Source organism: Terrihabitans soli, from assembly GCF_014191545.1.
Taxonomy (GTDB): domain Bacteria; phylum Pseudomonadota; class Alphaproteobacteria; order Rhizobiales; family Methylopilaceae; genus Flaviflagellibacter; species Flaviflagellibacter soli.
This window is the reverse complement of sequence record NZ_AP023361.1, coordinates 2,010,616-2,023,123: the sequence shown is the minus strand read 5'-3', so window position 1 is coordinate 2,023,123 and position 12,508 is coordinate 2,010,616. Positions and strand designations below refer to the sequence as shown.

Below are 12,508 nucleotides of genomic sequence, written 5' to 3'. Positions count from 1 at the left end.
GATTAAAGGGAAATCCCCTTCAGGGCCAATCTTCACAAGCCTTCCGTGTACGGTTACCCCCACAGTCCTTGCGCGGGCGGATGGACGCATGAACCCTCGTATACGAGGCCTTCCGCGCGGTCGCGGGCGAGAAGAAGCGGCCCGTCGAGATCGACGAAGCGGGCGCGGGACGCAATGAGAAGCGCCGGCGCCATAGCGAGGGATGTGCCGACCATACATCCCACCATGATTGAAAATCCTAGGCTTTCGGCTTCCGCGGCCAGCGCGATGGCTTCCGTCAAGCCGCCGGTTTTGTCGAGCTTGATGTTCACCGCATCGTAGCGGCGGCGGAGCGCCGCAAGACCCGCGCGGCCATGCACGCTCTCATCGGCGCAGACCGGAACTTTGCGGGCGATGCTTTCGAGCAACGCATCGTCTGATGCGGGAAGGGGTTGTTCGATCAGCGTGACGCCCGCATCCGCGCAGGCGCGGATGTTCGCGTCGAGATTCGCCTTCGTCCATCCTTCATTGGCATCGACGATGAGTTCGGCTTTCGGCGCCGCGTGCCGCACCGCAAGAAGGCGCTGCGAATCGCCATCCGTGCCGAGTTTGATTTTCAGCAGCGGCCGTGCGGATGCTTTTGCTGCCGCCGCCGCCATCTCATCCGGCGTGCCGAGGCTGATCGTGTAGGCGGTGGTGACGGGCTGAGGGGCGGGGAGCCCCGCAAGCTCCCACACGCGGCGGCCCGTGGTTTTGGCCTCGAGATCCCAGAGCGCGCAATCGAGCGCGTTGCGCGCCGCGCCGGGCTTCATCCGGGCCTGCAGCTCCGCGCGCCGCAACCCGTTTGCAATGTCGGCGGCAACGCTCTCGAGCGAAGCGACGACGCTGTCGACGCTCTCGCCGTAGCGCGCATAAGGCACGCATTCGCCGCGGCCGGTGTGGCCACGGCCGGTGACCTCGGCGACGACGACATGCGCCTCGGTCTTGGCGCCGCGCGCAATGGCAAAGCGCCCGGCGATCGGCCAGGTCTCGACCTTGATGTTCAGCGCCTCAGCCACGTGCCCGTCCCAAGCTTCAAATCGGCTCCCTTGTTACACCGGGATTGCGGCCGGTGCGGACAAGAAAAAGGGCGCCTTGCGGCGCCCTTTCTTTTGGTCCCCGTCCCCCGACAGGAAAGATTAGCGGTCGTCGAAGCGGCCGGCGGCGTGAGCGAGCAAAGTGTAGACCTTGCCCGTGTCCGACGAGAGATAGCTGCGCGCCACCGCCGGGTCGCGCTCATTGCGCGACACTTCGTCGAGCAGGCGCTCGAACTCGCCGATATAGCGGTCGACCGTCTGGCGGAACTCACGGCTGGCATTGTAGCGGCCGCGCAGATCCTCGAAGGCCTGCACGCCTTCCGGCGTGTAGAGGCGGCGCGAGAAGACATTGCGCTCGCCGCGGCGATAACGCTCCCACAGCTCCGCCTGCGCCTGATCGTCGACCAGCCGGTCGATGTCGTCGGCGAGATCGTCGAGCGCCGAGCGGACCGGGCGCTGCGCGTTCGGGCGCGCTTCCGGCGGACGGCCGCCGCGGCGCACATTCGGCATCTGCTCGCCGTCGGAGGCGCGGGCGAGGAGGCCCGTGAGCCAGCCGCCATCGCCGCCACCGGACGACGGCTCTTCGCGGCGCGGCTGCTGCGCGCGGGCCGGGGCCTCGCGGCGCTGCGGCGCGCCTTCGGTGACGCGTTCGCGCACCGGCTGCTCGGAGTAGGCATATTCGGACGAGCGCGGCTCGACCGCATCGTGCTGGCTGCCGGAACGCGCGGCGATCTCGGACAGCGCGTTCAGCGCCTTGATCTGCTCGGAGACGACGCGGCGGATGGCGGTCGTGTTTTCCTGCGTCTCGCGCGGCATGGCGGCGATACCGCGGGAGACTTCCTCGCGCGTCGTTTCGAGATCGGCCTGGATCGACTGGGTCATGCCGCGCATGTCCTGAGCGACATTGCCGAGGCCTTCCGACGCCGTCTTCAGCATCGAGGTCATTTCGGTCAGCGCTTCCTGATAGGTCGCGCGCAGAGCGGTCGCGGTGCGCTCGCGCTCTTCGGCCGAGGCCTGGCGCAGCGTTCCGAACTGTTCCTGCATCGAACGCGTCGTCGACGCGAGGTTGTCGGCGAGCGAGGCGGATGCGTCGCGGGCGCGGGTTTCGGCCGCCGAGAGGCTCTCATTGATGACGCGGGCAAAGCCCTGCAGCACGCCATCGAGCGCCAGGGCGCGGCTGTCGATCGTCTGGGCGAGGGCCTCGAGCGAACGGCGGCGGGCTTCCAGCGTGTCTTCCATCGCATGCTGCGTCGAGCCGAGTGCGTTCACCGCATGGGTGAGGGCGCGGCCCTGCTGGTCGAAGCGCGTGGTGAGGCCCGACAGGTCGTTGAGCACGCCCTTGCCGACGGCCCGGAGCTGATCGATCTGCTCGGCGAGCGCGGCGTTCTTCTCGCCGGTGGCGCCGGCCAGATGCTCGACCGTCTCGGCCGCGCGGGCGACGAGATCGGAGATCGCGATCGAGGTCGACTGAATGCTCTGCAGCGAGGTGTTGACCGAGCCGCCGAGCGTTTCGCCGGCATTGCGCAGTTCCGCTGCGGCGCGCAGCGTCTCGCCCGAGATGGTGGTCGTGACGCCGGTGACCGTCAGCGCGACTTCGTCGCGGATGCGGTCGACCGCCGAAGAGAGGGCCGAGGTCGCAACATCGGTCTGTTCTTCCATGGCGCGGACGACGGCTTCGCCGGCGCGGGCCACTTCGCTCGACAGATCGGCTCTGCGCTCGGTGAGCGTCTGCACGAAGCGGCCGCCGGTCTCGTCGAGCACGCGGGAGATTTCCGCGGCGCGTTCGCCGAGCGTATCCGACAGGCCGATGGTGCGCTCGCGCAGCGCTTCGATCGAGCCCTTGGTGAGCTTGTCGAGGCTTTCTTCGACTTCGCTGGCGGCAACGACGAGCGTGTCGGTGACGCTTTCGACGCGGCCCGAGAGACGGTCGGCGATATCGGTGCCGCGCTGGTCGAGCGTCGAGGAGACGGCATCGAGGCGGCCGACAACGGTTTCCTCAAAGCGGCTGATGCGGCTGTCGAGCGTCTCGGCGACTTCGGTTGCCTTGGTGCCGAGCGAGGAGTTGACGAACTGGGCGCGGTCTTCGAGCACCTGGACGACGGCGTTGGCGCGCTCGCTGACATCGTGAGCGAAGCGCTGGGCGCGCTCGTCGAGCGTCTCGGAGAGTTCGCGGCCGCCTTCGGAAAGGGCGCGCGACATGTCCGTCGTGCGGTTGGCCAGCATCTGGTTGAAGGTCTCGACGCGGGCATCGAGGCCCGAACCGATACGCTGCATGCGGCCGTCGAGCTGCTCGCCGATTTCTTCGACCTTGGCGCCGGCCGTATCGCGGAAGCCGTCGAGGCGGGCCGATACGGCCGTGTCGAGATTGGCCGTCTGGCGCTGGACGAGCGCATCGAACGTCTTGGCGTGGCGGCCAAGCACCGAGGACAGGGTTTCGGTGCCGGCGACGAAGGAGGTGTCGAGCTGCGCCGTGCGCTGTTCCAGCGCCTCGACGATGCCCGGCGCGCGCACGGTGATGACCTCTTCGAGCTCGCGCATGCGGCTCGCAAGCGTCGAGTCGATAAAGGCGGCGTCATTGCCGAGCTTGTCGGCGATTTCCTGCGCGCGGCCCGAGATGAGCTGATTGATCTCGCCGAGCGAGTGAGACATCGCGTCGGTCACGGCCGAGCCGTGATGGAGGAGGGTGCCCGACAGCTGATCGGCGGTTTCGGCCAGCTGATCGTTGATCTTCATGGTGCGCAGAGCGAGCGACTGGGCAAGCTCGGTGCCGACATAGGCAACCTGCGCCGCAAGTTCGCTGCCGCGGGAAACGAGCTGATCGCCGAGGCTGGACGCCGCGCCGTCGAGCGCGTCGCGGACATGCATGACGCTGGTATTGACGCGTTCGGCGAGGCTCTCGTGGAAGCTGTCGGCGCCGCGCACCAGAGCTTCGGTGACGCTCGCGCCGGCGGCGGAGATACGGGTTTCGAGATCGTCGCCGCGGATGACGATGAGATCGTGCATGCGGTCGGCGGTCGACGTCAGCTTTTCGGTGAGCTGCTCGCCGCGCTCGCCGATGGTCGAAGCGATGCGGTCGCTGGCGGTCATCAGCGTGCGTTCGACGGCTTCGGCGCGCTGCGCGAGGAGATCCTCGGCGTTGCGGGCGCCCGATTCCAGCGCATCGCGCGCCGCGAAGATGCGGGTGTCGATGTTTTCGATGACGCGGTTGCCGACCTCTTCGAGGCTCTGCTCGAGCGTCTCGCCGCGGCCGACAATGGCTTCGTGGATGCGGATCGAAGCCGATTCCATGCGGTCGGCGAGATTGTTGCCGCGCTCGCCGAGAATGTCGGTGATGCGGGTGCCGGTCTCGTCGAGCTTGGCGGTGACTTCCGAGCCGCGCAGCGACAGGCCCAGCACGAGGCTGTCGCCGGTCGTCTTGAGGGTCTCGTTCACGTCGGAGACGCGCTCGGTGATGGTTTTCGACACGTCCTGGCTGGTCGCCATGAGCGTCTGGGTGAGCGTTTCGGCGCGGTCGGCAAAGGCGGTCGCGATTTCCTTGCCCGAACGCTCGAGTGTTGCGTTGACCGTTTCGCCGCGCGTCGAGATCGTCTCGGCGATGCGCGCGCCGGTATCCGAGATCGCGTCCGTCATTTCGCGGGCGCGGTCGGTCAGGGTGTTGGTCAGGTTGGTGCCGGTCGAGACGAGGGTCTCGGCGATTTCCTGGGCGCGGGCCGACAGGGTCGTCGTCACCATGGACGAGGATTCCATCAGGGCGCGCGAGACGCTTTCGCCCTTCTGAGCCAGCGTCTGCGTCAGGTTCGCGGTCGTCGTCGTCAGCGTCAGGCCGATCGACTGGGCACGCTCTTCCAGCGAATCCGAAATCTTGTTGCTCGTCGTCGTGAAGCTGTCGGCAACGGCGCGCGAGCGCTCGTCGAACGTGCGCGTGATGTCGTTCGACGTCGTCAGCAGCGTGTCCTGAATGCTGATCGCGCGCTGGCCGAGCTCGGAGGCGAGACGGTCGGAGGTTTCCGCCAGATTGCGGTTGAAGGTGAGGTTCGTGTCGTTGAGCCGCTCGATGACGCTGTTGCTCTGCGTCGTGACCGAGGAGATCAGGCCCTCGCCGGCGGTGCCGACGGCCTCAGTAATCTGGATACCCTTTTCGCCGAGCACGCGGGTGACGCGGTTGCCGGCATCGGTGATCGAGGAGGTGAGTTCGTTCGAGGCGGCGGCAATTTCTTCGGCAAGGCCGGCATGGGCGCTTTCGATCGACGCCGACAGGTCGCCGGCATTCTTTTCGAGCGCTTCGCGCTGCAGGCGCAGATCGTTGATGATGCCGCGCAGGCGGGACTCATTGTCCTGATAGACGCGCTCAAGCGAGACGACTTCGCCACGCACGGTGGCTTCGAGTTCGCCGGCGCGCGTCAACACGCGCTCGATGCTCGAATCCATGGCGGAGATTTCGCGGCGTACGGCTTCGGAGAGCGAGGCGACGGAGGCCTGGCTCGATTTGTCCGGCTCGGACAGGCGCATGGCGACCTGCGCCATCGAGCGCGAGACGATGCGCATTTCCTGAACGCGGCGCGCCATGGCGGCGAGCGTGAAGAAGAAGAGAACGGGTGCGGCGATGACGATGGCGAGCAGGGCGACCTGGGCAACGCCGCCCGGTGCGGACAGATCGATGCCGCCGATGAGTTCGCGAGCGAAGAACATGCTGGCGCCGGCCCAGATGACCGACACGGCGGAGGCGGCGATCAGCGGGAAGGCCGAAGCCTTGCGCTGCATGCCGTGAATGATGTGGCTGAACGAACGCGCGTCGTCATTGGCGGCGCGGTTGGCGTTGATGACGGAGCGGGGCGTGTCCCGGCCGAACAGATCCTCGTCGCCACCCGGACTTTCGAGGAGGGCTTCCCCGACAGCGGACAGTGCCGCATCTGACGGGTTTTGAGCCGCACTGGGAAGGTTCGCCATTGTTACTCTGCCTCGCTGCCGTACCGCACTACTCTGTCGGCTGCGCGCTACACGGGAAGACGTCGACGGACGTGAGCCGAACCCCCCGGTTCGTTCCCGTCCCTCGAATGTGACCCCTACTTGAAGGCCCCTGTCCCCAACTCATTCCGCGAAGTGGCTTTTCGCATCAGAGCTTTATAGTTCGCCGCCCTCTGATCCTAACCTCGGTGCGCCTCGATTCAATCTAACTTTGTAAAGAAAGATCAAAGATCGTTAACGTCTTTTTTACCATAGTCCGAAGGCTCGGACACGTCCGGTAAAAGACGGTCGGCCGTGGTGTGGAAAACTGGCGGAAAAGTGGCGGCGGTTAGGCGACGCCGAGCTTCTTCTGCAGGTTTGTCGACGAGGTTGTGTACTGGAAGACAATCCGGCGGTCCGGATTGATCGTCCGCGCTGCCGCCTGGGACATCAGCGCCGCCTCGTGGAAGCCCGAGAGGATGAGCTTGAGCTTGCCCGGATAGGTATTGATGTCGCCGATGGCGTAAATGCCCGGAACCGAGGTCTCAAACTTCTCCGTGTCCACGGGAATGAGATTCTCGTTCAGGTGGATTCCCCATTCCGCGAGCGGGCCGAGCTTCATCGTCAGGCCGAAGAAGGGCAGCAGCGCATCGCAGGTGATTTCGGTCACCGTGCCGTCGGCAAGCTTCACGGCGGCGGCGGCGAGTTTGCCGTCCGGACCCTTCAGCTCCGTCACCTGGCCGATGACGAGATCGACTTTTCCTTCGGCAACGAGCTCGCGCATCTTGTTGACGCTGTCGGGCGCGGCGCGGAAATCGTCTCTGCGATGCAGCAGCGTGATCTTGTTGGCGAGCGGCTGCAGGTTGAGCAGCCAATCGAGCGCGCTGTCGCCGCCGCCGGCGATCAGAACATCGCGGCCCTTGAAGGCGTCCATCTTGCGCACGGAATAAAAGACCGACTGGCCTTCATACTGATCGACGTTCGAAATCGGCGGCTTTTTAGGCTGAAACGAGCCGCCGCCGGCCGCGATGATGACGACCTTGGTTTCGAAAACCGTGCCGTGATTGGTCGTCAGCTTGAACGAACCGTCGGAAAGCTTCTCGCAAGCCTCGACCATTTCGGACAGATGGAATTCAGCGCCGAACGGCTTGATCTGCTCCATCAGATTTTCGGTGAGGCCCTGGCCGGTGACAACCGGCAGGCCCGGAATGTCGTAGATCGGCTTTTCCGGATAGAGCTCGGCGCACTGGCCGCCGACTTTGTCCAGGATGTCGATGACATGGGCCTTGATGTCGAGCAGGCCGAGTTCGAACACGGCGAACAGGCCGCAGGGGCCGGCACCGATGATCACGGCATCGGTCTTGATGATCTCAGTCATGGATTCGCATCGTCTTGAGGTTGGGGCGCCGCACGCGCCGGAAGAGGTCGCGGGCTTATTAGACCGCCAGCGCCCGCAGGGGAAGCCCTGCGAAAGCAGGCCGGAATTGCTCTAAACTGAGGTGTTCCCCGGGCCGCGCCGGGCAAAGCCCGCCTCAAGTCGGCTGTTGCCGACTTGAGTGAAGATTCCGAACTCGGAAACATCCGAGTTCGATGTGACCCGGGGTCCAGATATGAGAGCGGCTGCGCCGCACTTTGCTCCTGGGTCCCGGATCGGCGCTGTGCTGCGCACAGCCTGTCCGGGATGCGCTAGCCCTGGCGGGCCGGGGTGTTGACCACCAGGCCGTCAAGGGCGTCCGAGACCTTGATCTGGCAGGACAAACGGCTGGTCGGCCGGACTTCGAAGGCGAAATCCAGCATATCCTCTTCCATCGGGGAGGGGCCGCCCGTTTTTTCGAACCAGGCTTCGTCGACATAGACATGGCAGGTGGCGCAGGAGCAGGCCCCGCCGCATTCCGCCTCGACTTCCGGGATGGCGTTCTGCAAGGCAGCTTCCATCACGGTGGAACCATTGACCGCGTCGACCGTGCGGGATTCGCCGCCGGAATCGATGAAAGTGATTTTGGGCATGATCTCTCGTGGGCAAAAGCGAGGGGCGGCCAAGCCGCCCCTCGTAAACGTCCGCAGGATGTAAGCCGAAACGCAATTTCGCGCTAGAGCCTCTCTAAAGAGAGGGGTGCGGCGATCAGGCCCTTAGATCAGGCCTCGGTCAGGAGATCTTCGATCTCGCCGACGACTTCCGAAATGCATTCGGCGAGGACGGCAAGCGGCTCGCCGACCGGCGCGCCGGTGCGGGCTGCGTTTTCGAGGGCTTCGGCCGCGGTGGCGACACGCCAGGCGCCGACGCCTTTGGCCGAGCCGTTGAGGGCATGGGCGATTTCGAGACGATTGGAGGGATCAGTCAGCGCTTCCAGCTGAAACAGGACCTTGCGGGCCTGGGAGCGGAAGATCGACAAAACTTCACGTTCGAGGTGACGATCGCCGAGAGTTTGACGGGACAGATGGACGAGATCGAGCGGCCGGTCGAAGGCCGAGGACTCAATACGTTGAGCAACCAACATCGGGACTATTTCCTTATGGACCCTATTCTTTTCTGTCGCTCATTCTGCGGAGCGGGTTCGGTCTTTCCCCAGCGCCAATGTCGAATTTAAGGCGTTGTGGACCTACAGAACGTTAATACGGTTCGATTCGCCGGGCGGACGCCGTGATAGGGTTCTTTTTCGATGACTCCATTGCCAGAAAGCCACACCTGACCGATGCGCCGCCTCGTCCTTTTCCGCCACGCCAAGGCAGAACCCCATGGCGCCCAAGACCATGATCACGACCGGGTTTTGACCGCCGAAGGGCGGGAGGCTGCCCGCGGCATGGGCGCCTGGCTGGAGGCGGAGGGGATCGTCCCCGATCTCGTTGTCTGCTCGACCTCGGCCCGCACCCGCCAGACCTGGCAGGAGGCCAAAAAGGCCTTCGACCCGGTGCCGGAGGCCATTTTCGAGGACATGATCTACGACGCCTCGCCGGACATGCTGCTGGAGATCGTCCGCAGCGCCGATGGGGACGTCCAGACCCTCATGATTGTCGGCCACAATCCCGGCATGGAGAGCCTGACCGGCATGCTGGCCGAAAGCGCCGAGCCCGAGGTCGCCGAGCGCTTCGAGCGGAAATTCCCGACGGCGGCCATCGCCGTCCTCGATTTCGAGGATACGCCCTGGGCGGCGATCGAGGAGAAGCAGGCCTGGCTGTTCGCCTTCGAAACGCCCAAACATCTTGGCCTGAAGGACGAATGACTATGTGTAGGTCCCGTTCCGGGATCACAGGGCCTCGATGAAGCTGTCCGACCTTACGCACGAAGCGAAGATTTCCGCGGCAAACGTTTTCGATCTTGCGGCGCATGCGCTGCATCCGAGCGTGCGCCTCGGCGTGACCGGCCTGTCGCGCGCCGGCAAGACGGTGTTCATCACCGCACTTGTCAATACGCTGACGAATGGCGGGCGCCTGCCGCTGTTTCGTGCCTATGCCGATGGGCGCCTGATCGGCGCACATCTTGCGCCGCAGCCCGACGATGCGGTGCCGCGCTTTTCCATCGAGGAGCATCTGAAGGCTTTGCTCGACGAGCGTCGCTGGCCGGACTCGACGCGGCGGATTTCCGAACTCCGGCTTGTGCTCGAATTCGCCTCCGAGACGTTTTTCGGCAAGCGCCGCGGCTCGACATTCCTGACGCTCGATATCGTCGACTATCCCGGCGAATGGCTTCTCGATCTCGGTCTGATGGGCAAGACGTATGCACAATGGTCGGCGGCAACGCTTGCGCAGAGCCGTACCGGCGCGCGCAAAAGGCTTGCCTCCGACTGGCACAAGCAGCTTGCCGGGCTTGATCCGAACGAGCCGGAAAGTGAAGCAAAGGCAAAGGCTTCGGCCGATATTTTTACCGCCTATCTCAGAGCGGCGCGGCAGGCGCGCGATACGCTGTCGGCGCTGCCGCCGGGGCGTTTTCTCATGCCGGGCGATCTCGAAGGCTCGCCCATGCTGACCTTTGCGCCGCTTGATATTGCGGCCGATAGCGAGCCGCGTCCCGGCACGCTGCAGGCGATGATGGCGCGCCGCTACGACGCCTATGTGCGCGAGATCGTGCGCCCGTTCTTCCGCGATCATTTTGCCCGGCTCGACCGCCAGATCGTTCTGGTCGATGTGCTGGCGGCGCTCGATGCGGGGCCCGATGCCGTCGCCGATCTTGAGACGGCTTTGACCGATGTGCTCGAAGCCTTCCGCCACGGCACGAATAGTTGGATCACTTCGCTGTTCCGGCCGAAGGTCGACCGTATTCTCTTCGCGGCGACGAAAGCCGATCATCTCCACCATTCGAGCCACGATAGGCTGGAAGCCATTCTCGGACGTCTGGTGCAACGGGCGCGCGAGCGGGCGCAATTTGCCGGTGCGCGCGTCGATGTGCTCGCCATCTCCGCCGTGCGCGCAACGCGCGAGGCGTTGGCACGCCGCGGCAAGAGTGAGCTTCCCGTCATCGCCGGCACGCCTGAGGCGGGCGAGCAATCCGGAGACAAAGTATTTACGGGCGAGGAGGAGATCGGCGTATTTCCCGGCGATCTGCCGGCCGATCCGGAAAAGGCGCTCTTGCCCGGCGGCTATAAAGGCCGCGCCGATGGCGGCGAGGGGGATGTGGGCATTCTCAAATTCCGGCCGCCCAGGCTCGAAACCGGACCTTGGGAAAAGCCCGTTCTTCCCCATATCCGTATGGACCGGGTGATTGAATTTCTGATCGGCGACAAACTGGTTTGAGACGATGAGCTTTCGCACGCACTATCTTGGACGCCTGAAGCAGATCGGCACGCTGAGCTATGCCGAGTTCGAGGATCTGCATGACATGCTGCTCGTCAGCCTCGACGAGAGCGAGTTCTCGAAACCCGAGCTCTCTCTGCTCGACGATGTGAAGGACCAGTTCATCATGACGGTGAACGGCGCGCTCGGCGGCGAAGACCGCGAGCTCGGCCTCATCACCTGGCCTGAATTCCAGCGCTATGTGCAGGCTGAAATTATCCCAGGGTTCGGAGTTTGATTTCTGTGTCCCGGACCGCGTGCGCGCAGCGCATCGCGTGATCCGGGACCCAGATATTCTAGCGCCGAAGGCGCACTCAAATTCAAATCAGACTTGGATATAGATCGTCCCAATTTGCGTTGCTGCGCTCGATCAATTCGATCTTCCAGGCACGCCGCCATTTCTTGATACGGGCCTCGGCCTCTCGGGCATCGGCGATGGACGCAAACTCTTCGGCATAGACCAGTAGTTTGACGTCATAAGCTTTTGTAAATCCGGGAACGAGGCCCTCTCGATGCTCGTAAACCCGTCGAGCGAGATTGTTGGTCGCCCCGACATAGAGGGTTCCCAAACGTTTGCTGGCCAGTATGTAGACCCAGTATCGCCCCACCTGCGCCCCCGGATAGGGCATGATAAGTATGGCGGCGGCGTCGCCGCCACTTATATCTGGACCCCGGATCGGCGCTGCACTGCGTGCAGCTTGTCCGGGGAACTGGGAGTAAAATGGTTCAGTCCCCCGCAAACCCGAAACCTTCGAGCTCAATTCGCCGGAGCTCGTCTTCCCCGAGCCGGAGGCGGATATCGCCGATCTTCTGGTCGAGCCGCCGACATCGGCCGGTGCGATCGCAACGACCGCGACCGCCACCGTGCCGAAGCGCTCCAAACTCGCCGCGCTGTTCTGGTCATCGCTCGGCGGTCTGATTTCGCTCGGTTTCGGCCTCGGCGTCACGAATGTCGTCGAGGATCTGTTCGCGCGTAATGTCTGGCTCGGCTGGTTCGGCGCGGGCCTTGCCGCGCTCTTTGTTCTGACCCTGCTCGTCATTCTCATCCGCGAGCTCTCCGCGCTGCGGCGGCTGTCGAAGATCGACGGCCTGCGCGCCCGTGCCGAAGACGCGCTGGTGCAGGACGACCGCCATCTCGCGCGCAGCGTCGTCTCCGATCTTGAAGCGCTCTATGCGTCGAACGCGCGGACGGCGCGCGGCCGCGCCAATCTTGCGCGCGAGCGCCAGTCGATCATCGACGGCTCCGATCTCATCCAGCTTGCCGAGCGCGAATTGATGACCGGGCTCGATCTCGAAGCGCGCCGTCTCGTCGCGAATGCGTCGAAGCGCGTCTCCGTCGTCACCGCGATTGCGCCGCGCGCCATCATCGACATCGCCATGGTCGCCGCGACCTCGATCGCTTTGATCCGCAAGATCGCCGATCTTTACGGCGGCCGTCCCGGCACGCTCGGTTTCTTCCGTCTGCTGCGCCATGTGCTGACCCATCTTGCCGTCACCGGCGGCATGGCGGCGGGCGAGGGCTTTATCGATCAGATTGTCGGCCATGGCGTTGCCGCAAAACTTTCGGCGCGGCTCGGCGAGGGCATCATCAATGGCATACTGACGGCGCGGATCGGGCTTGCCACCATCGCCGTCTGCCGGCCGCTGCCCTTCGCAGCTCGCCCGGCGCCTACCTTGCGCGAAGTCGCGGGCGGCCTGTTCGACAAAAACAAGGACTGAACCTTCGAAGCCTTCCGCGCGAC

10 protein-coding genes are annotated in these 12,508 nt (G+C 64.6%); 4 read left to right on the top strand and 6 right to left on the bottom strand.

Translation table 11 applies throughout. The features are described 5' to 3' along the window. Positions 1–53: 53 nt before the first annotated feature. The 5 genes from dgcA to IZ6_RS10425 form a co-directional block, all read right to left on the bottom strand. Positions 54–1,037 (bottom strand): N-acetyl-D-Glu racemase DgcA, encoded by a 984-nt coding sequence (gene dgcA, locus IZ6_RS10445; protein ID WP_222874996.1) that lies wholly within the window; start codon positions 1,035–1,037, stop codon positions 54–56. A gap of 120 nt (positions 1,038–1,157) precedes the next feature. After that, positions 1,158–6,002 (bottom strand): apolipoprotein A-IV repeat region-like domain-containing protein, encoded by a 4,845-nt coding sequence (locus IZ6_RS10440; RefSeq protein WP_222874995.1) that lies wholly within the window; start codon positions 6,000–6,002, stop codon positions 1,158–1,160. Positions 6,003–6,348: 346 nt separating this feature from the next. Continuing rightward, a complete protein-coding gene (locus IZ6_RS10435) occupies positions 6,349–7,377 on the bottom strand; it encodes an NAD(P)/FAD-dependent oxidoreductase (RefSeq protein WP_222874994.1) in 1,029 nt (342 codons plus the stop codon). A gap of 308 nt (positions 7,378–7,685) precedes the next feature. Then, positions 7,686–8,006, bottom strand: a complete 321-nt coding sequence (locus IZ6_RS10430) for a 2Fe-2S iron-sulfur cluster-binding protein (RefSeq protein WP_222874993.1) — start codon at positions 8,004–8,006, stop codon at positions 7,686–7,688. Between the two features lie 128 nt (positions 8,007–8,134). Further along, on the bottom strand, positions 8,135–8,497 hold the full coding sequence (locus IZ6_RS10425; RefSeq protein WP_222874992.1) for an Hpt domain-containing protein: 363 nt from the start codon (positions 8,495–8,497) through the stop codon (positions 8,135–8,137). Between the two features lie 195 nt (positions 8,498–8,692). Between IZ6_RS10425 and IZ6_RS10420 the strand changes: the two genes are divergently transcribed. From IZ6_RS10420 to IZ6_RS10410, 3 genes are read left to right on the top strand one after another with little or no spacing between them, the layout of a single operon-like run. Further along, positions 8,693–9,220: a SixA phosphatase family protein gene (locus IZ6_RS10420; RefSeq protein ID WP_222874991.1), complete on the top strand. Its 528-nt coding sequence runs from the start codon at positions 8,693–8,695 to the stop codon at positions 9,218–9,220. A gap of 37 nt (positions 9,221–9,257) precedes the next feature. Beyond that, a complete protein-coding gene (locus IZ6_RS10415; protein WP_222874990.1) occupies positions 9,258–10,727 on the top strand; it encodes a YcjX family GTP-binding protein in 1,470 nt (489 codons plus the stop codon). 4 nt (positions 10,728–10,731) lie between these two features. Next, positions 10,732–11,004, top strand: coding sequence for a hypothetical protein (locus tag IZ6_RS10410; RefSeq protein ID WP_222874989.1), 273 nt, complete (start codon positions 10,732–10,734; stop codon positions 11,002–11,004). A gap of 82 nt (positions 11,005–11,086) precedes the next feature. On the opposite strand, the gene IZ6_RS10405 is transcribed toward IZ6_RS10410, so the two are convergent. Continuing rightward, a complete protein-coding gene (locus tag IZ6_RS10405) occupies positions 11,087–11,395 on the bottom strand; it encodes a GIY-YIG nuclease family protein (RefSeq protein ID WP_222877609.1) in 309 nt (102 codons plus the stop codon). Positions 11,396–11,630: 235 nt separating this feature from the next. Between IZ6_RS10405 and IZ6_RS10400 the strand changes: the two genes are divergently transcribed. Beyond that, positions 11,631–12,485 (top strand): YcjF family protein, encoded by an 855-nt coding sequence (locus tag IZ6_RS10400; protein WP_263971493.1) that lies wholly within the window; start codon positions 11,631–11,633, stop codon positions 12,483–12,485. Positions 12,486–12,508 lie beyond the last annotated feature (23 nt).

Bases quoted from the DNA above. Each gene is read 5' to 3' on its own strand.
- IZ6_RS10435 (WP_222874994.1), bottom strand. From the start codon at position 7,377: ATGACTGAGATCATCAAGACCGATGCCGTGATCATCGGTGCCGGCCCC.
- IZ6_RS10405 (WP_222877609.1), bottom strand. From the start codon at position 11,395: ATGCCCTATCCGGGGGCGCAGGTGGGGCGATACTGGGTCTACATACTG.
- IZ6_RS10415 (WP_222874990.1), top strand. From the start codon at position 9,258: ATGAAGCTGTCCGACCTTACGCACGAAGCGAAGATTTCCGCGGCAAAC.
- IZ6_RS10430 (WP_222874993.1), bottom strand. From the start codon at position 8,006: ATGCCCAAAATCACTTTCATCGATTCCGGCGGCGAATCCCGCACGGTC.
- IZ6_RS10440 (WP_222874995.1), bottom strand. From the start codon at position 6,002: ATGGCGAACCTTCCCAGTGCGGCTCAAAACCCGTCAGATGCGGCACTG.
- IZ6_RS10425 (WP_222874992.1), bottom strand. From the start codon at position 8,497: ATGTTGGTTGCTCAACGTATTGAGTCCTCGGCCTTCGACCGGCCGCTC.
- IZ6_RS10420 (WP_222874991.1), top strand. From the start codon at position 8,693: ATGCGCCGCCTCGTCCTTTTCCGCCACGCCAAGGCAGAACCCCATGGC.
- IZ6_RS10410 (WP_222874989.1), top strand. From the start codon at position 10,732: ATGAGCTTTCGCACGCACTATCTTGGACGCCTGAAGCAGATCGGCACG.